This is a genomic window from Solibacillus ferritrahens (assembly GCF_037027585.1).
Classification (GTDB): Bacteria; Bacillota; Bacilli; order Bacillales_A; family Planococcaceae; genus Solibacillus; species Solibacillus ferritrahens.
This window is the reverse complement of sequence record NZ_JAXCLE010000007.1, coordinates 93,111-115,331: the sequence shown is the minus strand read 5'-3', so window position 1 is coordinate 115,331 and position 22,221 is coordinate 93,111. Positions and strand designations below refer to the sequence as shown.

The 22,221-nt window shown below is 37.3% G+C and carries 15 protein-coding genes and 1 other annotated feature; all 15 genes read left to right on the top strand.

Going from position 1 to position 22,221, the window contains the following annotated elements; translation table 11 throughout:
• Positions 1–242 precede the first annotated feature (242 nt).
• The 15 genes from clpX to SNE38_RS08965 all read left to right on the top strand — a co-directional run bounded on the left by clpX (position 243) and on the right by SNE38_RS08965 (position 22,174).
• Positions 243–1,514 (top strand): ATP-dependent protease ATP-binding subunit ClpX, encoded by a 1,272-nt coding sequence (gene clpX, locus SNE38_RS09040; RefSeq protein ID WP_191702742.1) that lies wholly within the window; start codon positions 243–245, stop codon positions 1,512–1,514.
• A gap of 155 nt (positions 1,515–1,669) precedes the next feature.
• Positions 1,670–4,012: an endopeptidase La gene (lon, locus tag SNE38_RS09035; protein WP_191702741.1), complete on the top strand. Its 2,343-nt coding sequence runs from the start codon at positions 1,670–1,672 to the stop codon at positions 4,010–4,012.
• Positions 4,012–4,593 carry a ribosome biogenesis GTP-binding protein YihA/YsxC gene (gene yihA, locus SNE38_RS09030; RefSeq protein ID WP_191702740.1) on the top strand — a complete coding sequence of 194 codons (582 nt, stop codon included), beginning with the start codon at positions 4,012–4,014 and terminating at the stop codon, positions 4,591–4,593. The genes lon and yihA overlap by 1 nt, the downstream gene beginning before the upstream one ends.
• A 184-nt stretch (positions 4,594–4,777) precedes the next feature.
• On the top strand, positions 4,778–4,951 hold the full coding sequence (locus tag SNE38_RS09025) for a YjfB family protein (protein ID WP_191702739.1): 174 nt from the start codon (positions 4,778–4,780) through the stop codon (positions 4,949–4,951).
• Positions 4,952–5,158: 207 nt separating this feature from the next.
• The gene (locus SNE38_RS09020) at positions 5,159–6,853 is read left to right on the top strand and encodes a phosphate ABC transporter ATPase (protein WP_191702738.1); all 1,695 of its coding nucleotides are present in this window, start codon (positions 5,159–5,161) and stop codon (positions 6,851–6,853) included.
• A gap of 80 nt (positions 6,854–6,933) precedes the next feature.
• Complete coding sequence (locus tag SNE38_RS09015; protein WP_191702737.1) at positions 6,934–8,382, top strand: S-layer homology domain-containing protein; 1,449 nt, start codon at positions 6,934–6,936, stop codon at positions 8,380–8,382.
• 12 nt (positions 8,383–8,394) lie between these two features.
• The gene (locus SNE38_RS09010) at positions 8,395–11,352 is read left to right on the top strand and encodes a VWA domain-containing protein (protein ID WP_336046360.1); all 2,958 of its coding nucleotides are present in this window, start codon (positions 8,395–8,397) and stop codon (positions 11,350–11,352) included.
• A gap of 296 nt (positions 11,353–11,648) precedes the next feature.
• On the top strand, positions 11,649–13,007 hold the full coding sequence (gene hemA, locus SNE38_RS09005; protein ID WP_191702735.1) for a glutamyl-tRNA reductase: 1,359 nt from the start codon (positions 11,649–11,651) through the stop codon (positions 13,005–13,007).
• Between the two features lie 135 nt (positions 13,008–13,142).
• Complete coding sequence (ccsA, locus tag SNE38_RS09000; protein WP_191702734.1) at positions 13,143–13,970, top strand: cytochrome c biogenesis protein CcsA; 828 nt, start codon at positions 13,143–13,145, stop codon at positions 13,968–13,970.
• An 18-nt stretch (positions 13,971–13,988) separates the two neighbouring features.
• Positions 13,989–14,921, top strand: coding sequence for a hydroxymethylbilane synthase (hemC, locus tag SNE38_RS08995; RefSeq protein WP_336046359.1), 933 nt, complete (start codon positions 13,989–13,991; stop codon positions 14,919–14,921).
• Entirely contained in the window at positions 14,911–15,654 is a 744-nt protein-coding gene (locus SNE38_RS08990; RefSeq protein ID WP_191702732.1) for a uroporphyrinogen-III synthase, read from the top strand. Before hemC ends, SNE38_RS08990 begins: the two co-directional genes overlap by 11 nt.
• The gene (hemB, locus tag SNE38_RS08985) at positions 15,651–16,631 is read left to right on the top strand and encodes a porphobilinogen synthase (protein ID WP_191702731.1); all 981 of its coding nucleotides are present in this window, start codon (positions 15,651–15,653) and stop codon (positions 16,629–16,631) included. Before SNE38_RS08990 ends, hemB begins: the two co-directional genes overlap by 4 nt.
• A gap of 1 nt (position 16,632) precedes the next feature.
• A complete protein-coding gene (hemL, locus tag SNE38_RS08980) occupies positions 16,633–17,922 on the top strand; it encodes a glutamate-1-semialdehyde 2,1-aminomutase (RefSeq protein ID WP_336046358.1) in 1,290 nt (429 codons plus the stop codon).
• 65 nt (positions 17,923–17,987) lie between these two features.
• Positions 17,988–18,641 carry an alanine racemase gene (locus SNE38_RS08975; protein ID WP_336046357.1) on the top strand — a complete coding sequence of 218 codons (654 nt, stop codon included), beginning with the start codon at positions 17,988–17,990 and terminating at the stop codon, positions 18,639–18,641.
• A gap of 575 nt (positions 18,642–19,216) precedes the next feature.
• Positions 19,217–19,473 (top strand) — a binding site (T-box leader).
• Between the two features lie 58 nt (positions 19,474–19,531).
• Positions 19,532–22,174, top strand: a complete 2,643-nt coding sequence (locus tag SNE38_RS08965) for a valine--tRNA ligase (RefSeq protein ID WP_336046356.1) — start codon at positions 19,532–19,534, stop codon at positions 22,172–22,174.
• Positions 22,175–22,221 lie beyond the last annotated feature (47 nt).

Sequence of the window (22,221 nt, the reverse complement as noted above, 5' to 3'; positions counted from 1 at the left end):
GGTTTTTTTCCGTGCCTTGTTTTATCACTTAAATAAATTATTTGTGATTTGAATACATACATATAATGGTTAGGGTATTTGAATATTTGTTGAGAAAAAGCTACAATAAAATCCAATGAATGTTGATGCGCTAACGCGAAAATCATAAGACATAAATCAAGCCAGTAACAATATGCAATCAATTTATTTGATAAAACAACTAGAATCTTGTAAGATTGTTGCTTGAATAGGGGTGAACCAAATTGTTTAAATTTAATGATGAAAAAGGCAATTTAAAATGCTCTTTTTGTGGTAAGCCACAAGAACAAGTTCGTAAACTGGTTGCAGGACCAGGAGTATATATTTGTGACGAATGTATCGAGCTCTGCTCAGAGATCGTAGTGGAAGAACTAGGAATCGAAGAGGAAATTGAGTTCAAAGATATTCCGAAGCCTAAAGATATTTTGAATATATTAGGCGAATATGTTATCGGACAAGAACGGGCAAAAAAAGCTTTAGCAGTTGCTGTTTATAATCACTATAAACGTATTAATTCAAATTCGAAAATTGACGATGTTGAATTATCGAAATCAAATATTGTTTTAATCGGTCCAACTGGTAGCGGTAAAACATTACTAGCTCAAACATTGGCACGTATTTTAAATGTACCATTTGCCATTGCCGATGCAACTAGCTTAACTGAAGCGGGTTATGTTGGTGAGGATGTTGAAAATATTCTTTTAAAATTAATCCAAGCTGCGGATTACGATATTGAACGTGCCGAAAAAGGGATTATTTATATTGACGAGATTGATAAAGTGGCTCGTAAATCTGAAAATCCATCAATTACTCGCGATGTATCAGGTGAAGGTGTACAACAGGCACTACTTAAAATTCTAGAAGGTACTGTGGCTAGCGTTCCTCCACAAGGTGGACGTAAGCATCCACACCAAGAGTTTTTACAAATTGATACATCAAACATTTTATTTATCGTTGGTGGTGCATTTGACGGAATCGAAACGATTATTAAACGTCGTCAAGGTGAGAAAGTAATAGGATTTGCTTCAACTATGAATAACGTTGTTGAAGAAGATGCTTCTATTATGTCTCAATTAATTCCGGAAGACTTATTGAAATTTGGACTAATTCCAGAATTTATTGGTCGTTTACCAGTATTGGCAACGTTAGAGCAGTTAAATGTTGATGCATTAGTTCAAATTTTAACAGAGCCTAAAAATGCTTTGGCAAAACAATATCAAAAAATGTTAGAACTGGATAATGTTGAGTTGGAGTTTGAAGATGAGGCACTTGTTGAAATTGCAAAATTAGCGATCGAACGTAAAACTGGTGCTCGTGGACTTCGTTCTATTATTGAAGTAACAATGTTGGACGTTATGTTTGAATTGCCTTCACGTGAAGACATTAAAAAATGTATCATCACAGCAGAGACAATTCGCGATAAAGCAGAGCCAAAATTAATTTTGGATGATGGTTCAGTATTGAAAAAAGATGATAACGAAAAAACCTCAGCATAATTTTTGCTGAATGTTCCAATTATGTAGCTGACTTAGACTTCTTAAGCAAGTCCAAAGTCAGCTTTTTCTTACAAAAAGGATATACATATTGGTTGGATGAAAATTTTATGAATAGCTGACACATACTTATAATGCGGGTTGTTTTTAAGATTTGGATGGAGGTGAATACCCGCGTGACAAAAAAATTATCTAATATGCCAGTTTTACCGTTAAGAGGACTTCTTGTCTACCCAACAATGGTTTTACATATTGATGTTGGTAGAGAGCGTTCTATTGCTGCACTTGAACATGCGATGCTTGGAGACAGTACGATCTTTTTAGTTACTCAAAAAGATTTACGTGTTGATTCACCTGTAAAATCAGATCTTTATAAAATGGGTACTTTAGCGAAGGTTAAGCAAATGCTAAAGCTTCCAAACGGCACATTACGCATCTTGGTTGAAGGTTTAAACCGTGCGGAGATGGTAAGTTACAAAGATGCTGAAAAATTTACAATTGCGGATTTGGAGATATTTGAAGACGAGCAATTTAAAGATTCTGAAACGGAAGCTTTAATGCGTACGGTACTATCTTATTTCGAAAAATATGCAAAATCATCAAATAAAATTACGACTGAAACAATCGAATCTGTTCTCGATATTGAAGAACCAGGTCGATTGGCGGATGTAATTGCCTCTCATTTACCATTTAAAATTAATGAGAAGCAGGAAGTATTAGACATCACTAACATTAAGAAACGTTTAGACCACTTAATGATTCGTCTACATGATGAGCAGGAGATTTTAAATCTCGAGAAAAAAATCAGTACAAAAGTGAAGCAAGCGATGGAGCGCACGCAAAAAGAATATTATTTACGTGAGCAAATGAAAGCAATTCAAACAGAGCTTGGTGATCGTGAAGGAAAAACAGGTGAAGTTGCAGAGCTTCGCAAAAAAATTGATAGCTCAGGCATGCCAGATTCTACATTAAAAGTGGCGTTAAAAGAGCTTGATCGTTATGAAAAATTGCCTGCTGCAAGTGCAGAAAGTGGCGTTATTCGTAACTATCTTGAATGGCTTGTATCGATACCTTGGACGGAGAAAACGGAAGACCGTATCGATATTGCCCACGCTGAAGAGGTATTAAATCGTGATCACGACGGTTTAGAAAAAGTGAAAGAGCGTGTTTTGGAGTATTTATCAGTCCGTCAGTTGATGAATTCATTACGCGGTCCAATTCTTTGTTTAGCAGGACCTCCAGGTGTTGGTAAAACAAGTTTGGCACGTTCCATTGCGGAGAGCTTGGACCGTAAGTTTGTCCGAGTTTCACTTGGTGGTGTACGTGATGAATCGGAAATTCGTGGTCACCGTCGTACGTATGTAGGTGCAATGCCTGGTCGTATTATTCAAGGAATGAAAAAAGCAGGTACAACAAACCCTGTATTCTTACTTGACGAAATTGATAAAATGTCAAACGATTTCCGTGGTGATCCTTCTGCTGCAATGTTGGAAGTTTTGGATCCTGAGCAAAACAATACGTTTAGCGATCACTTCATTGAAGAGCCATATAATTTGCAGGATGTACTGTTCATTGCAACAGCAAATGATTTAAGTACAATACCTGCACCACTTCTTGATCGTATGGAAATTATCAATATTGCCGGATATACGGAGTATGAGAAAATTGAAATTACGAAAAACCATTTAATTCCGAAACAAATGAAGGAACATGGTTTAAAGAAAGCACAACTACTCATAAAAGACGAAGCAATTACAGATTTGATTCGTTATTATACACGTGAAGCTGGAGTTCGTGGACTAGAGCGACAAGTAGCAACTGTTTGTCGTAAAGCTGCAAAAATCATTGTTTCAGGTGAAAAGAAAAAAGTGACTGTTAGCTCAAAAGTATTAGTGGATATGCTTGGCAAACATCGATTCCGTTACGGACAAGCAGAGCTTGAAAATCAAGTAGGTGTTGCAACAGGTCTTGCTTATACGACTGTTGGCGGCGATACTTTACAAATTGAAGTTTCATTAACACCTGGTAAAGGGAAACTAATCTTAACAGGGAAGCTTGGAGATGTAATGAAGGAATCCGCACAAATTGCACTATCATTTGTCCGTACATTAACAGGTGATTTAGGACTTGATTCAGATTATTTTGATCAACATGATATTCACGTCCATGTTCCAGAAGGCGCAGTGCCTAAGGATGGTCCTTCAGCTGGTATAACGATGACAACTGCCATCGTGTCAGCAATTACTGGAAAAGCAATTAAACGCGAAATTGGAATGACAGGGGAAGTAACTTTACGAGGTCGTGTATTACCAATCGGTGGTCTAAAGGAAAAATCATTAAGTGCTCACCGTGCAGGATTAACGACGATTATTATCCCGAAAGACAATGAGCGTGATATTGATGATATTCCAGAAACAATTCGTGAGCAACTCACATTTAAACTAGTTTCACAAGCGGAAGAAGTTCTTGCGCTCGCACTAGATGGAGGTTTTAATAAGTAATGAAAGTCCATAACGTAGAAATGATCGGCAGTTTTGTCCGACCAGAACAGTTCCCGGAAGACGGGCTACCTGAATTCGCTTTAGCGGGTCGTTCAAATGTCGGCAAATCTTCGTTTATCAACCGTATGATTGGCCGTAAAGCAATGGCACGTATTTCGTCAAAACCTGGTAAAACGCAACAGTTGAATTTCTATAAAATTGAAGAGCAACTTTATTATGTTGACGTTCCAGGATACGGCTATGCAAAAGTTTCAAAATCAGAACGCGCAGCTTGGGGAAGAATGATTGAACAATATTTCATGGGACGTGAGCAATTAAGGGCCGTTGTATTGATTATTGATATTCGTCACAATCCCACTAATGATGACTGTATGATGTATGATTTCTTAAAGCATTATAATATTCCGGTTATTGTAGTAGCGACAAAAGCTGACAAAATCCCAAAAGGTAAATGGGATAAGCATAAAAAGCATGTGCGGGAAACATTGCAAATGGATAAACAAGATCCATTAATTGTGTTTTCTTCAGAAAAAGGTCTTGGCTTCGAAGAGGCATGGGCTGAAATTGAATCGCGTATGTAAAAATAAAAAGAACAACCTCGATTAAATTCGAAGTTGTTCTTTTTTTAGGTTTTAAAAAACAAATTACTGGAAATATCTCTCTTTTAATCTACTGCAGTAATAACAGTTCAGTCTTCATCAAAATTATAATAATTACTTGATATTAATGTTGTTTTGTCGATAAAAATTGTAGGAGGTGCTACATATGGATATCGCAGCTTTAGCAATATCGATGAAACAAGCGGATTTAATGCAAACTGTTTCATTAGCTGTTACAAAACAATCAATGGAATTTCAAGAACAAAGCATAGAACAATTAATTGAAGTAATGGATGTGTCCCACCCAACACTAGGTCATACAATTGATGTCTCTATATAATTTATAAAGACTTTCGATGCTATTGCCTGGGTAATTTGGTAAACTAAATTAGGTGATGTAACATTATTTGTAAATTTGTACAAACATTGAGCTCTAGACTTTATAAATAAGATAAAGAGTTTTAATTATGAATTTTAAGAAATAAGGTTACATAAAGCCATTTTGAAATAAAAATAATGAGAAGTAATGAATGAGGAGGCGAAATAATTGCTTAAAAAAATAGTAACACTGCTGACAGCAATTACACTTGCTTTAGCAATTCTACCGATAGGTCAACAAGCTGAAGCATCTACTACATATACCTTTATGAAAGCGAATTATGATGAAACTGAAGATAAGAACGGAACGGTAACGCGTACATTAAAAAGTGTTACTTTGAAAAATAGTTCTGGAAAAACAGCAACATTTAACTTTTCAAACACAGGGAAATTCTATATTAATAATACGCTGACAAATATAGATGGTTTTAAAGCAGGTATGAGTGTCACTATTAAACTAAAATCAGGTAAGATTTCTGAATTACGCGGTTCTACAAATGACGGCGACGGTTCGATTGTTGAAAACAGTAAACAAATTTCAGGTGTTGTAACACAAATTGATCCAAACGGTTTACAAATGCGAGTAAAGGTAGATGGGTCATCCACGAAAACATATACCGTTACTAATAATACAGAAGTGTTTAAGGGAAAATCTTTTGTAGATATTAGTAACCTTTACGTAGGGGACCGTGTACGTTTGAAATTTGCTACAGCCAATACATCACGCATTGCCGAGATTAATATTATGAGCACAGCCAATACGGTTGCAGATTTATATAAAGCGAATTTAAATGCGGTTAATACCAATAAAAATACGCTAAATGTAAAAAATGCCCATACTTTATTGGATTGGCGATTCGGAACTGGAAGCATAAAAACAAAGGCTACATTCAACTTTACAAATAATACAACCATTTATGCAGGAAACAAAAAAATATCAAAAAATCAATTAAAAAACTACAGCAACAGCGATATTTATTTTGTGACAAAAGCCCAATTCAATAAAGAGGTTATCGATAAAATTATTGTATTAGCTAAAAATGAACGTACATTCTATCAACCAATTAAAAGTGTAAATATTGGTGTAAATATGCTGGAGCTAAAAAATTCACAGAAATTAAATTACCATAACGGTTCAATTTTAATACGTAACGGACGATTAGTAGAACCTGAAGGATTAATTGCATTGGATTTAGCACAGAAACCAATTTCTACAACAGCCTTTGTATTAACGGATGGCGGTGCAAAAAATGACTATGCACATGTTGTGAATATAACAAATGATGCGTTTTTAGCACCGAATTTATCAAAATACCAACTTTACTTTGGCCGAATTGATGTAGCAGATTTAGATGCATACGAAGTCGACTTATCTGACTTGCAGCGTTTTGACAATCATTTCTGGAATTCGGATAACCGTATTTCCCAATTTGGATACAGTAATTCTACAATTGCTTCTGAACTGGACGGTACAAAGCAATTTAAAGTAATTCCTGAATTGGATTTAGATTTATACGATAATTATACAAATTCGCCAAATCCGTATTACGGATACTTCTATGTAAATGATGGACATATTCAAGGAATTCACTTTGTTCCAAACGAAAGGTTGGCTACGCTAACTTTGACAGGACGAGTAAGCTCTGTGAATTTCAACACGAAAAAGATTTCATTAAATAATAGCAGCCAGTGGGGGAACGATGGACACTGGAACTTCCGATACGGTTCACTTACATTAGACTTATCAAAAGCAATGATAGTTAAAGATGGAAAAGTGGTTGATATTGAGGAGATTTATAAAGGGAGTCATGTAACTGCAATTGCACGTTCCACATCCGATGTATATGTACTACTAGTAAACTAAAAGTTTAATGGCATGTGAGGGGATTTCTCACATGCCAATACAACTTTAAAGGAAAATATGAGGAAATGAGGGACATTTTAGTGGGGAAAAAGCTTAGTTTAAACTTCGTAGCGGCATGTTCGTTTTTAATTATAGTACTACTTATCCACCCATCGACTAGTTCAGCGCAGTCAATTGATATAACAGGTGGAGTTAAAAATGAGTATGAATACGAAGAATATTTCTTTTTAACGGGGAAACCGATTAAATTTACGGGAACTAATAAAAACGTTTCAGTAAACAAGACAGAGCGTCAAGGTAAGTTAACCGAAACATATAAATTTACGTTAACAGGACCAAGTGGAGAAAAATTAACTAGAAACTTTACGTATACATATGATGTAACAAACTATGATCAAGTTGGTCAAAGTTCAGCGACTGGTAGCGTAACAAAATTTACAGAAAAAATTACAATTGGAGACCGCACATTTACATTGGCGGATTACCAGCTCTCTAAAAGTACCATTACAGACAAGCGTCCGGCATCGGATTATTATTCTGGAGAAGCGATTGCCCGTAAAACGTATACCGAATCGACAGGTCGGGGAAGAGATGCAGTGACGAAAATAATTACAGTAGAGGCAAACAGTCGAAATGAAGGTTACGAAAACTTCTGGGGTGCAACTGAAACCCAAATTACCGATTTTGAAATTGTTTATGAAGATGGATCAATTGGGACAGTGAAAAATAAAGTTTCAACTGCTAAATCACGTACTTTGGAATTCAATCAAAGTGACGCTACTTTATCCAGTTTCAATGGAAACTATAAAACAGTAAGTTCGGCAGATTCATTATCTGAATATGAATACGATTTACCGGCAGGCAGAGGAAAAGTTGCTAGTAATATTGACTATATGCCAAAGCTCGAAATGCTGAAAATTCCAAAGTTCCGTGACTTATCAACAAACTGGGCTCGTGAGCAAATTGAGAAATTATATTCACTTGGCATTTTGGATGACCAATCAAATTTCTTTTCTCCGAATACACCAGTGCAACGTTTTGACTTTGCCGTTGCAATTGGTAAAGCAATAGACCTGCGTGTATTAGAAGAAAATAACAATCGCCGTACTTCTTCACAACCAACAATTTTTAAAGATGTAAAGCGTACAGCGAAAGACTACAATTATTTAGGTGCAGCAGTAAACAAGGGTGTTATTAAAGGAACCAATCCGAATACTTTTGACCCTGACGGCTTTTTAACACGTCAGCAGGCAGCGACAATTTTAGTCCGTGCCCTAGGTTTAGAAGGAAAAGCACCAGATCCAGGCTATACAACAGACTATAAAGATGATTATAGAATTACCGATTATGCACGGGATGCAATTTATGTAGCGACACAGTTAGGATTAATGTCCGGCAGCGACGGTTATTTCAATCCCAAAGGTACGTTAACACGCGCACAATCTTCAGCGATTATTGAACGATTTTTACGCTATTTAGAAACGGATTTAAAAGAAAACTACCGTGACAATATTCTGTTTTTTAACTAAGGAGTTGCAAAAATGAATAAAATGAAGAAACTAATGGCAATGCTGCTATCTTGTCTTCTAGTTCTCTCTTTAGCTTTTCCCTTTGGTCCAATAGAGGTGGAAGCAGCAAATAAGCAAATTTCGGATATTGCCAAATCTAATTCGAAATATAAAGCAGCTAAATGGGCAGTAGACAAAGATTATATGCAATTATATGGCGGGAACAAATTCCAATCAGGCACTCTAGTTATGGAATGGCAAATGCTTCAATTTTTGGCGAAGTTAGATAGTAACTATCACTTTAATACGAATAATAAGGATATGTTGTATGAATATTACAAGGATTTAAATATACCGCTATATGGAGCGGACAATCCAGCAAAGCGTAATGCAAATATTTCCAGAGGTCATTTTGCTCGCTTATATGCGGCGGTGAATGGTTTGGATTTATCGGAAGTACAAGCAGTTCAATATTTATATATGAATGAAATCACTACGGGTACATCAGGCAAGCGAACATTTGAGGACTATAAGCCGACCCGCAATATTAACCGTGGTGATATGGCTGTATTTATGTATCGCATTAATCAACAAGGGAAAATGGCGATTGAAGGATTATCAAGTGCTCCTACTGGTAAGGACAATAATAAAATAACATTACCAACAAACTTTGTTGAAAGTAAAGATGGAACGGTTGCAATTCCGACCAAGCCAGGGAAAAACCCGGATGATAAAACAACTAGACCAGATATATACAAAGCTGTAAAAGACATTAAAGTAGCAAAGGAAGAACTAACTGCCAATGGCCTCGATTCCTCTTTAGTTACAATTAATTTACGTGATAGTTATGGCAATGACATATCATATGATGAATCTCTTGCCTTTAAAGTTACTTCTGTAGCGGGGGCGAAAGTATCGGAAACGAATGCGAGTACAAGTGGGCAATCGACAGTAGTATATACAGACGGACCACAACTTAACGTATACGTGACGGCACCTGCACTAACAAAGTCAGTAGTCGATACGATTCGCTTTGAAATGGTCAACCCAACGGAGAAATATCACACATATAAAAATCAAGTGATCGAAGTGGCAATGCGATATGTACCAAAAGCAGAACTTCGTATTACGTATGAAGTATTTGATCCAGAACAGACAGAATGGAATGGCGGGACTGTTGATCCAGGAGTGAGACCATTACCGGCTTTACCACAAGGTGTAGTTGAGACTACTACTGTGCCGTTTACAACAAATGGAATTATTACAATTTCCAATTATGATGAAGATATGAAAGTTATGACGGGATCTAAATGGGAATCGTATACTACTTCGGATGGTAAATTAACACAAGGTCAAGTCACTTCAAAGGACATTCAATACGGAAATGCCGACTTGAAATTAGAGGGTCAAATTATTTCTGTTTGGTTATTTGAGCAAATTTTAGACTATATGATTGAAGGTCCAAAAGATGAATCTTCATGGGGCGGTTTAGGAAGTGCTAAAGTAATGTACACAGTAAACAATGAAGGGCGAGCAACATATGATCTTCAGGGCGTCATGAGTGAAGAAGATACGGTTCCTTTCAATTCTATGTTACATGCTGTAATTATTTATTTAACAGGCAAGTTTTTGCCGATTGCAGATCAAATTACATTGGCACATGAAGAATCAGTTGAAGTAATAAAAGCAATGTATGATCGTTTAGGACAAATTGATAAAAATTTACTGCGTAAAGATTATGCGGATTTAATCGGGAAGCTGGAAGGTGCTGTATCAAAAATTGCGGTCTTACAAGCAGGAAAAGAATTGCAGCAGCGTCCGGAAGGTATGGATCGGTATACGAAAGTAATTGTTAATTTAGTGGCGCCAAGCGGTGTTATTATTACTGATTACAAAGGGACGGTAGAAGTAACGTTCAATGGAAAAACACGTGTTGTATCATTTGATACGAATACAAAGGACTACAATAATAACACGGGTAGCCGTGGCTCTGCAGTTGTATACTTTGATGATATCCTATATGGCAATTCTCAGGTGAAAGCACGCTTAATTGACTTGGATCCACGTTATGATAAAATTTTCCAAGGATTAAAAAATACAACAGTTACACAATCTGTATTTTCAAATCCCCGCTTTGAAAATAATCTTTGTGCCATTGAATCTGAAGTGATGTTTGTTGTCGATCATTCAGGTTCGATGAAAGTACGAGATGCGAAAAACTATACGGCAGATAAAGTGAAGCAGACAGTGAAGCAAATTGGAGCTAAGCCGAGTCATGTGTATCGATTCAGCAATCGTTCAAACCATGAAGCAACAGATACTGCAGCAATCGTTTCAAGTATCGATAGTTTATTGAGCTATAAAAATGAAAATCGTTCGACGAATATTGTAGCAGCATTAAAAACGGCAGTGAATAATTTCACTACAAATCAATATACAAATAAAGCGATTGTATTAGTTACAGATGGCTATTCGAACAGTAATGGTTTAGATGAGGTCATCCGAATGGCAAAAGAGAAAGGCATTGCAATTCATACTGTTTCGGTTGGTTCGTATACAACTGTGAATGAAAAATTACTGAAAGATATTTCATCTGAAACAAAAGGTACGTATCAAAATATCTCAACAATAGAAAATTTACATGGTTCGTTACAGTCGATTATTACTACGATTTTATGTAAAATGCCTACTATGAACAATAGTTGTTTAGTAGGGGACACAATCTTTAATCGTACAGATGTAAGAATAGAAGAACGTGTGACAATTCTTGCTGATGTAAATACAGGCTGTGAAAATGTAAAAGCGGTGCGTGTCGTATTTATTTCGCCAAGTGGAGATGTGCGTTATGATTTACCTGAACGTGGTTCATCTCGCTTTATGCATCGACCGCAATTGTACGAATTCCCTGAATTTGATTTATACGTAGAAGTTGAATTCCAAGCTCTTGATGAATCAGGGAATGTAATTGCAACAAAAATTCATAATATGTGACAAAAAAGAAGCTCATTACAAAAGTGAGCTTCTTTTTTAGTTTGTATCATTGAAATCATTGTCGAACTTTGTTAAACTTACATTAGAATAATTCTAATTTAAATTTTTGAATTTAGGGTATATATCATCGTAGTAAAAAAATTTTTCAACTCTTACCGCAAAAAATCGGAAAAGAGGATTTGACTTATCATATTTTGCAAATACTTTCATAGCATGTTCACAAACTAAACGTGAGTCATGCTAACTTTATGTTACAATATAATCTATGAATTAGAACGTGTGAGGTGTAGAGGTTCATGCATACATTAGTAGTAGGCTTGAATTATAAAACAGCGCCAGTAGAAATTCGTGAAAAGTTATCGTTTATCGAATCGGATCTTCCGAATGCTATGGAAGCGCTACAAAAGCAAAAAAGCATATTAGAAAACGTAATTATCTCTACTTGTAACCGTACGGAAATTTATGCGGTTGTTGATCAATTGCACACTGGCCGCTATTATATTAAACAATTTTTGGCTAACTGGTTTAACATCCCAATGGATCAATTCGAAGATCATTTATTCATTTATGAAGAGGATAAATCGTTAAATCACCTATTCCGTGTAACGGCGGGCATTGATTCAATGGTGTTGGGAGAAACACAAATTTTAGGACAAGTTAAGAAAAGTTTTTTACAGGGTCAAGAAATAGGTACTACTGGAACCGTTTACAATCAGTTATTTAAACAAGCGGTTACATTTGCAAAACGCGCCCATAATGAAACAGCGATTGGTGAAAATGCAGTATCTGTTTCATATGCAGCGGTAGAACTTGCTAAGAAAATTTTCGGTTCTTTACAAAATAAACATGTTGCAATATTAGGTGCCGGTAAGATGGGCGAACTGGCAATTCAAAATCTTTATGGCAACGGTGTAGGGAAAGTTACGGTTATTAATCGGACATTTGAAAAAGCTCAAAATTTAGCATCAAAATTCGATGGTAAAGCAAAAGCGATGAATGAATTACAATGTACGCTTCTAGAAGCAGATATTTTAATCAGTTCTACTGGAGCAACAGATTATGTCATTGATTATGATTTAATGAAGGACGTTGCAAAATTCCGTAAGGGTGACCCATTATTTATGGTCGATATTGCAGTGCCACGAGATTTAGATCCGCGTATTGGCGATGTTCCGAATATTTTTCTATATGATATTGATGACTTACAAGGAATTGTACAAGCGAACTTGGCGGAGCGTGAGCGTGCGGCAAATGAAATTATGACTATGATTCATGATGAAATCATTCAATTTAAAGATTGGTTTAATACACTGGGTGTTGTTCCGGTTATTTCTGCCTTGCGTAAAAAAGCGTCATCCATTCAAGAAGAAACTATGATGAGCATTGAAAATAAAATGCCAAACTTGACGGAACGTGAGCGGAAAATTATTAATAAGCATACGAAGTCAATTATTAATCAGTTGCTGAAAACGCCTATTCTTCAGGCAAAGGAGCTTGCTAATGAGAAAGATGCAGAAGCCCAGCTTGCACTATTCCAGCAAATTTTTGGAATTGAAGATGAAGTGCAGCAAGAAGTACAGCAGCTACACGCAGTTAAATCAAAATCCAATGAAAAAGTTAAAGAAGCAAACTTAAGTCCGGGTTTATCTTATTAATTGAACAATAGCCATTAGACATTGAGCCTTAACAAATAAAACAATAAGCGTTTTCGTATCTATATGGTAAAATCATAGATACCGAAAGCGCTTTTTTCGTAAGGTGTTTCAGTTTTAAATAGGAGAAGGGTGCATATGACAGAACTAGTAATGACAAGATTATATGAGCTTATGATTATTCTCTATGCGCTCTGTATCGTACTGTATTTTACAGATTATCTTTATAAAAATGTAAAACTCAGACGCGTTGCTTTTTGGTTTGTTTCGATTGTATGGATATTGCAAATATTATTTTTAGTATTGTTTATTTTCGAAACGAAGCGATTCCCCATTTTGTCTTTGTATGAGGGTGTATTCTTTTATGCGTGGCTTTTAACTACGCTGTCGATTGTGCTGCATTGTATTGCGCGTGTCGACTTACCGGTATTTTTTATAAATGTGTTGAGTTTTATATTCATGACAATCCATTTATTTGCACCTCAATCAAATGCTCAAATTGTGGGAGATTCTTTAGTTTCGGAAATGTTATTGATCCATATTAGCTTTGCGATTATGTCTTACGCTGCTTTTTCTGTTGCGTTTGTCTTTTCGCTACTATATCTAATTTTATATCGAATCTTAAAGCGGAAAAAGTTAAATAATTTGTGGGCAAGATTGCCAAGTTTGCAACAAATGGTTAAATGGATTAATCTATCGACAATAATCGGAATCCCATTGCTGCTTATAAGTTTAATTTTAGGGTTGGAATGGGCATTTTTAACATTAGAGAATGTTTCTATTTTTGATGTTAAAATTTTAGGTTCTTTCATAGTATCCGTTATTTACTTAATTATTTTCTTGCTGCATCAAAGAGGTAGGTTAGTTGGGACGACATATGCACAAGTGCATGTTGGTTTATTTTTGCTCGTCGTCATAAATTTCTTTCTGGGCAGCAAATTATCAAATTTCCATCTATGGGTTTAACAGAAAGGTCGGAGTATATTGAGAAAAATTATTGTAGGATCTCGTAGAAGTAAATTAGCATTAACACAGACAAAATGGTTTATTAATGAATTAAAGGCTGCAGGCGTTCCTTTTGATTTTGAGATAAAGGAGATTGTTACAAAGGGAGACCGAATTTTAGATGTTCAGCTTTCTAAAGTTGGGGGTAAAGGTCTTTTTGTAAAGGAAATTGAACAAGCTTTATTTGATAAGGAAATCGATTTTGCGGTGCACTCGATGAAGGATATGCCGGCAGTATTAACGGAAGGTCTTGTTATTGGGTGTATCCCGCCACGTGAAGATGCGCGTGATGCCTTTATATCAAATGGTCATGTGAAATTTGCAGATTTACCAAAAGGAGCAGTAGTTGGGACGAGCTCATTACGACGAAGCGCCCAGTTATTACAGGTGCGTCCGGACCTTGAAATTAAATGGATTCGTGGAAATGTTGACACGCGCTTAAACAAATTAAAAACAGAAGGCTTTGATGCGATTATTTTGGCTGCAGCTGGTTTAAAACGTCTTGGCTGGAGCAATGATGTCGTAACTGAATATTTAGATACAGATATTTGTCTACCGGCTGTTGCACAGGGATCTTTAGGGATTGAGTGTCGTGCTGATGATAAAGAGCTTCTTGAACAATTAGCGAAACTAACAGATAAAACAACTTGGAATACAGCACATGCTGAGCGTTCATTTTTAGCGGCGATGGATGGCGGTTGCCAAGTTCCGATTGCTGGCTATGCAATAGCGGATGGAGAAACACTTACTTTAACAGGTTTAGTCGCTGCACCGGATGCTTCTGTGACATATAAAGAGACATTATCAGGAACAAATGCTGATGAATTAGGCAAAGCAGTTGCCGCAAAATTAACAGAGCAAGGCGCCTTTGATTTAATTCAAAAAGTAAAGGCTGAGCTTGATGCCGAGTAATGCTCTTTCAGGAAAAACAATAATTATTACAGGTTCAGCGGTTGTACGTTCAGTGCAGCAATTAATTGAGCAGCACGGTGGGGAAGTATATAATTATCCATTAATCGAAACGGCTGAAATAGTTTCGGATGAAGATAAAATGTTTGCGGATAATTTCGATTCTTATCAATGGTTAATTTTTACGAGTCAGAATGCAGTGGCAAGCTTTATAAATAAGTGTGAGCGTAATAGAATGAAGGTTCCGTCGTCTATAAAAGTCGCAGCTGTCGGAGAGAAAACAGCTGCACTTTTACAACAGCACGGCTATCCTATTCACTTTATGCCGACTATTTACAGTGCTGATGTATTCGTTAAGGAATTTGTCATGGAGCCAACAGAACGTGCATTATTTATACGTGGTTCAATGGCGAAAAGTACAATTCATGACGGTACAGGGGCAGACGAATGGACAGTTTACGAAACACGTCCTTGTACAACTTATTTACAGGAGCTTGAGCAATGCATACTTGAACACGAAGAACCAATTGTTATTTTTGCCAGTCCATCTGCAGTTGACATTTATGCTGAGCATATCGTTCCGAATGTGGACTGGCAATATGTTAAATTTGGCTCAATTGGTCATGTAACAACATCCGCCCTTGCTAAATATGGGGTAAAACCAATTGTACAACCAAAAATCTATACGATGCAGGCTGTTATTGAGCAGCTCATCCTGGAGGAACAGACAAAATGACAGAACTTTATTTCCAGCGTCACCGTCGCTTACGCCAAAGTGCAGCGATGCGTGCCCTTGTAAAAGAAACATACTTACAAAAAGAAGATTTAATTTATCCATTATTTATTATTGAAGGCGAAAATATTAAAAATCCTGTTAGCTCTATGCCTGGTGTATTTCAATTATCATTGGATAATTTAAATGCCGAAGTAGATGAAATTGTTGATTTAGGCATTCAAGCTGTCCTTCTATTCGGTATTCCGGCTGAGAAGGATGCTGTTGGTACTGGAGCTTACCATGACCATGGAATTGTTCAAAAAGCGACTCGATTAATTAAAGATCGTCACCCTAATTTATTAGTAGTAGCAGATACTTGTTTATGTGAATTTACTGACCATGGTCATTGCGGTGTGATTGAAGGAGAGCAGGTATTGAATGATCCATCACTTGATGTGTTGGCTCGTACTGCTGTTTCACAAGCAAAAGCGGGTGCTGACATTATTGCCCCTTCGAATATGATGGACGGCTTTGTTGTGGCAATTCGTGCAGGATTAGATGCAGCAGGATTCCAGCATATTCCGATAATGTCTTATGCCGTGAAATATGCATCAAGCTATTACGGTCCATTCCGTGAAGCAGCTGAAGGCGCACCTCAATTTGGTGACCGTAAAACGTATCAAATGGATCCTTCAAATCGAATGGAAGCAATTCGTGAAGCAACTTCAGATGTAGAAGAAGGCGCGGATTTTCTGATCGTTAAACCCGCACTGGCATATATGGATATTATTCGTGATGTGAAAAATAGCTTCCCTATACCTGTAGTTGCGTATAATGTTTCAGGAGAATATTCAATGGTAAAAGCAGCTGCACAAAATGGCTGGATAGATGAAAAGGCTGTAGTACTTGAAACATTATTAGGTATGAAGCGTGCAGGTTCTGACTTAATTATTACTTATCACGCAAAAGACGTTTGTCGTTGGCTGGAGGAAAAATAATATGACTAGTTATGAAAAATCAAAAGCAGCATTTACGGAAGCTGTTGACTTAATGCCAGGTGGGGTAAACTCACCTGTACGTGCGTTCAAATCAGTGAACTTGGACCCGATTTTTATGGAATCGGGAAGTGGTGCCGTAATTAAAGATATCGATGGCAATGAATATATTGATTATGTCTTATCGTGGGGTCCGTTAATTTTAGGACATGCTCATTCGGATGTAGTAACTGCCATTCAGGCACAAGCAGCTAAAGGTGCATCGTTTGGTGCCCCAACGCTTTCTGAAAACAAATTGGCAAAGCTTGTAATGGACCGTCTACCTTCTGTGGAAATGATCCGTTTCGTTTCTTCAGGTACTGAAGCAACGATGTCGGCATTACGTTTGGCTCGCGGTTTTACAGGGCGTGATAAAATATTGAAATTTGAAGGTTCTTACCACGGTCACGGCGATTCTCTTTTAATAAAAGCAGGTTCAGGTGTAGCAACGCTTGGTTTACCAGATTCTCCCGGTGTACCGGCAGATATAGCGAAAAATACATTAACAGTGGCATACAATGATTTAGAATCAGCAAAATTAGTATTTGAAAAATTCGGTTCAGAATTGGCAGCTGTAATTTTAGAGCCGGTTGCAGGGAATATGGGTGTTGTACCGCCTCAACCAGGTTTCTTGGAAGGCTTGCGTAAGCTTACTGAAGAAAATGGGACAATATTGATTTTTGATGAAGTCATGACAGGCTTCCGTGTCGATTACGGTTGTGCTCAAGAGTTCTATGGCATAACGCCTGACCTTACATGTTTGGGTAAAGTTATCGGTGGTGGTTTACCAGTAGGTGCCTTTGGTGGTAAACGTGAGATAATGGAGCAAATCGCTCCGGCAGGTCCGATTTATCAAGCGGGAACATTATCAGGAAATCCACTTGCCATGACTGCTGGCTATGAAACACTATCTCGTTTAAATAAAGAATCATATGAATATTTCCGTAAGCTAGGTGATCAATTAGAAGAAGGTTTCCGCTCAGCAGCAACGAAATATAATATTCCACATTCCGTAAATCGTGCGGGTTCAATGATTGGGTTCTTCTTTACAAATGAAGATGTAATTAATTTTGAAACTGCCAAAAGCTCCGATCTAGAATTGTTTGCGGAATACTTTAAATTAATGGCGGAAGAAGGTATTTTCTTACCACCTTCCCAATTTGAAGGATTGTTTATATCAACAGCGCATACAGAGGAACATATTGCTAAAACGGTTCAAGCATTCAATAATGTATTTGCTAAATTAGCAAGATAATCTTACCTTAATAAACTCATAAATCCCCTTTCTATGCATAATGTAAGCGTAGGGAGGGGATTTTTATGCAACAGTGGGAAATGAACGAAATGTTTACATTTCCAAAGCAATTAGGGAATATTCAACAAAATTCCAAAATAGTAGTTGAACCGAAATGGCATGAAGAGATTAATGAGGATTCTGTCGTGCTAAGAGGGATTTATGTAGTAAAAGGAAATATACAATTTGACCATAAAGCGAGAGAGGAGGAAATAGAGGAAGGCATATATATTGAGCATATCGATATAGAAAAGGATTACGGCTATTTTGAATATGCATTGCCTTTTTCTGTTGATTTCCCAAATGATCAAATTGAAAAGGTTTCGCTGCAAATAAATGAAATAAAAATCGAACCAAATAGTGGGTACTGTTTATGTAGCTGGAAAGTTAATTGTGATGTGGAAAGAAAAGTACAAGCGATGGGGGAAGTTGAGAAAATCGATGAGGTTAAGGAAGTAAAGGCGGAGAAGGAAGTGGAAGCAATTCAAGAAATTAAAGAAACTGTCGAGCCAATTCAGCATATGTCTACTACAGATCAAGAAGCAGAAGAGGTTCAAAGCCATATTTTGTTCCATGAGGAAGTGCAGCGACAAGCACAGCAGCTTCCGGCAGAAGAGATCGATTTCTTGGAACAGTTAGCAGATGCATACAGTCGTGTCCAAATTCAATTGAAAAAATAATAAAAGAGATTGGATATAATCCAAAAATTCCATTATTCTCCCTGAGAATAATGGAATTTTTTTGCTGGCATAAAAATTGATTTCCATTCTGGGACGCTTTCCGCGGGCACGGCCTGAGCCTGTAGTCTCAGGCGTCGTGCTATTCCCGCAGGAGTCGCCCTCCATTCCAATCAATTTTTAAAATATTTGTTTCTTAATAAAGGGCTTTTCTTTTATCCAATGAAATTTCTACTTCTGTCCTAGCCTATTTTGTTTAAAAAAGCCAGTCTTAAATAAAATCTGTCAATAATAAGTAGCAAAATAAAATCAATATGGCTAATAATATGATATCGCCTGTTGTCGGAATGAGTATTGTACGTATTGCCTGGAAAATTGTCAGCGGTAGAATGCAATATCTCATGTAAAATCGGAATTTTCGTAACCATGGAGGTAATAAGAAAGGGTTATAATTTTTTCGCAATTTCCAAACTCCTTTTGCATAGTATATGTTTAGAAATTAAAAAAAGTGTTTTCCCATAATAAATAAGATACTTGAAATTTCATAAAAAACAGCTTAGAATTATTTTAACTATATATTTGAAGCGTTGAATAGGAAGAGTATGTATGAACATGATGTGAAGAGAGGAAACAGTAGCTGAGAAGTTTCTACATCATACTTACAGAAGGTAGCCTAGGAGCTGACTTAGTGAAATAGCAGTAGCTGAGTTCCGGTTAGACACCGTTATCGAATGAAGTGCCGATTGGGCATAGTAACGCCGCATTGTTTGCGAGCGCTTGACTAAACCCTTCGGAATTAAAGGTGGTACCGCGAATTAACTCCCTCGTCCTTTTTAAGGCGAAGGGAGTTTTTTATTTTTATTCAACTTGTATTTGAAAAGGAGAGATTCATCATGACGGAAATTACAATGCCAACAAAGTATGATCCAAAGTCAACAGAAGCCGGCCGCTATGAATGGTGGTTAAATGGTAAATTTTTTGAAGCAGATCCAACGAGCGATAAAGAGCCGTACTCTATCGTTATCCCACCCCCAAACGTAACAGGGAAACTACACCTTGGTCATGCTTGGGATACAACATTACAGGATATTTTAATCCGTATGAAACGTATGCAAGGATATGACGCGCTTTGGTTGCCGGGTATGGACCATGCGGGTATTGCGACACAGGCAAAAGTAGAAGAAAAACTACGCGGAGAAGGCATTTCTCGATACGATTTGGGACGCGAAAAATTCCTGAAAAAAACATGGGAATGGAAGGAAGAATACGCGTCTCATATTCGTGAGCAATGGGCGAAACTTGGTTTAGGCTTAGACTACTCAAAAGAGCGCTTCACATTAGATGAAGGCTTATCTGAGGCTGTTAAAGAAGTATTCGTAAAGCTGTATGAAAAAGGTTATATTTACCGTGGTGAACGTATTATTAACTGGGATCCAGCTGCAAAAACTGCACTTTCTGACATCGAAGTAATTCATAAAGAAGTAGAAGGCGCATTTTACCATATGGAATACCCATTGGCAGATGGCTCTGGGAAATTACGTGTTGCAACAACACGTCCAGAAACGATGTTAGGTGACTCTGGTGTAGCTGTACATCCAAACGATGAACGTTATTCACACTTAGTTGGGAAAACGGTTATCCTTCCAATCGTTGGCCGCGAAATTCCAATTGTTGCGGATGATTACGTAGATATGGAATTCGGGACAGGTGTTGTAAAAATGACACCAGCACATGACCCGAACGATTTTGAAGTAGGAAATCGCCATAATTTAGAACGTATTTTAGTAATGAACGAAGATGGTACAATGAATGATTTAGCCGGTAAATATGCTGGCATGGATCGTTTCGAGTGCCGTAAGCAGATTGTAGCCGATTTACAAGAGGCAGGCGTATTAATTGAAATTGAACCGCATACACACCAAGTAGGACACTCTGAGCGTACAAATGCAGTAGTAGAGCCGTACCTTTCAAAACAGTGGTTCGTAAAAATGGCACCACTTGCAGAAGAAGCACTAAAAATGCAAGAGGATGAAAATGAAAAAGTAAACTTCGTACCAAACCGTTTCGAAAACACATACAACCGCTGGATGGAAAATATCCATGACTGGTGTATTTCCCGTCAATTATGGTGGGGTCACCAAATTCCAGCTTGGTACAATAATGAAACAGGCGAAATCTATGTTGGTAAAGAAGCTCCAGCCGACAAAGAAAACTGGACGCAGGATGAAGACGTATTGGATACTTGGTTCTCAAGCGCTTTATGGCCATTTTCTACAATGGATTGGCCGAATGAAGAAGCGGAATTATACAAACGCTACTATCCAACAAATACATTAGTGACTGGCTATGACATTATCTTCTTCTGGGTAAGCCGAATGATTTTCCAAGGAAAAGAATTTACAGGTAAACGTCCATTCAAAGACGTTTTAATCCACGGTTTAGTACGTGATGCAGAAGGTCGCAAAATGTCTAAATCACTCGGTAATGGCGTTGACCCAATGGATGTAATCGGCCAATATGGCGCGGACTCACTACGTTACTTCTTGGCAACAGGTTCTTCTCCGGGGCAGGACTTACGTTACTCTACAGAAAAAGTAGAATCTACATGGAACTTTGTAAATAAAATCTGGAATGCTTCACGTTTTGCGTTAATGAACATGGAAGGCCTAACATATGAGCAAATTGATTTAACAGGTGACCTTTCTACAGCGGATAAATGGATTCTTTCTCGTTTAAATGAAACAATCGACCGTGTAACAACATTATCTGATAAATATGAGTTCGGTGAAGTAGGACGAGAGCTTTACAACTTCATTTGGGATGATTTCTGTTCATGGTATATCGAAATGGCGAAATTACCATTATACGGTGAAGATGAAGCAGCGAAATTAACAACGCGTTCAGTACTTGCGTACGTTTTAGACAATACGATGCGTTTACTGCACCCATTCATGCCATTCGTAACAGAAGAAATTTGGCAACACTTGCCACATGAAGGTGAGTCAATTACAGTAGCGGCATGGCCGACTGTAAACCCTGCATTCAACTTTACGGCTGAAGCAGGCGACATGCAATTGTTAATGGATATTATCCGTTCAGTACGTAACATCCGTGCAGAGGTAAATACACCGATGAGCAAAAAAGTAGCTATGACAATTTCAGCGAAAGACGATAGCATTGCAGCTGTTCTTGAAGCGAACAAAGGTTACATCGAAAAATTCTGTAACCCTGATGGATTAACAATTGGTACAGAGCTTGAAGCACCAGCACAAGCAATGTCGGCAGTTGTATCGGGTGCAGAAATCTTCATGCCACTTGCAGGTTTAATCAATATTGATGAAGAAATTGCACGTCTTGAAAAAGAGCTTGAAAAATGGGCAAAAGAAGTGAAATTAGTTTCAGGCAAATTATCTAATGAACGTTTTGTATCAAAAGCGCCAGAAGCGTTAGTAGCAACCGAACGTGAGAAATTAGCCGACTACGAAGCAAAATATGCAACGGTTGAAAAACGTATTGCAGAATTAAAAAATATGTAGTTTAAACGGAAGGGGTACCGGAATTCGGTGCCTCTTTCTTTTTATTT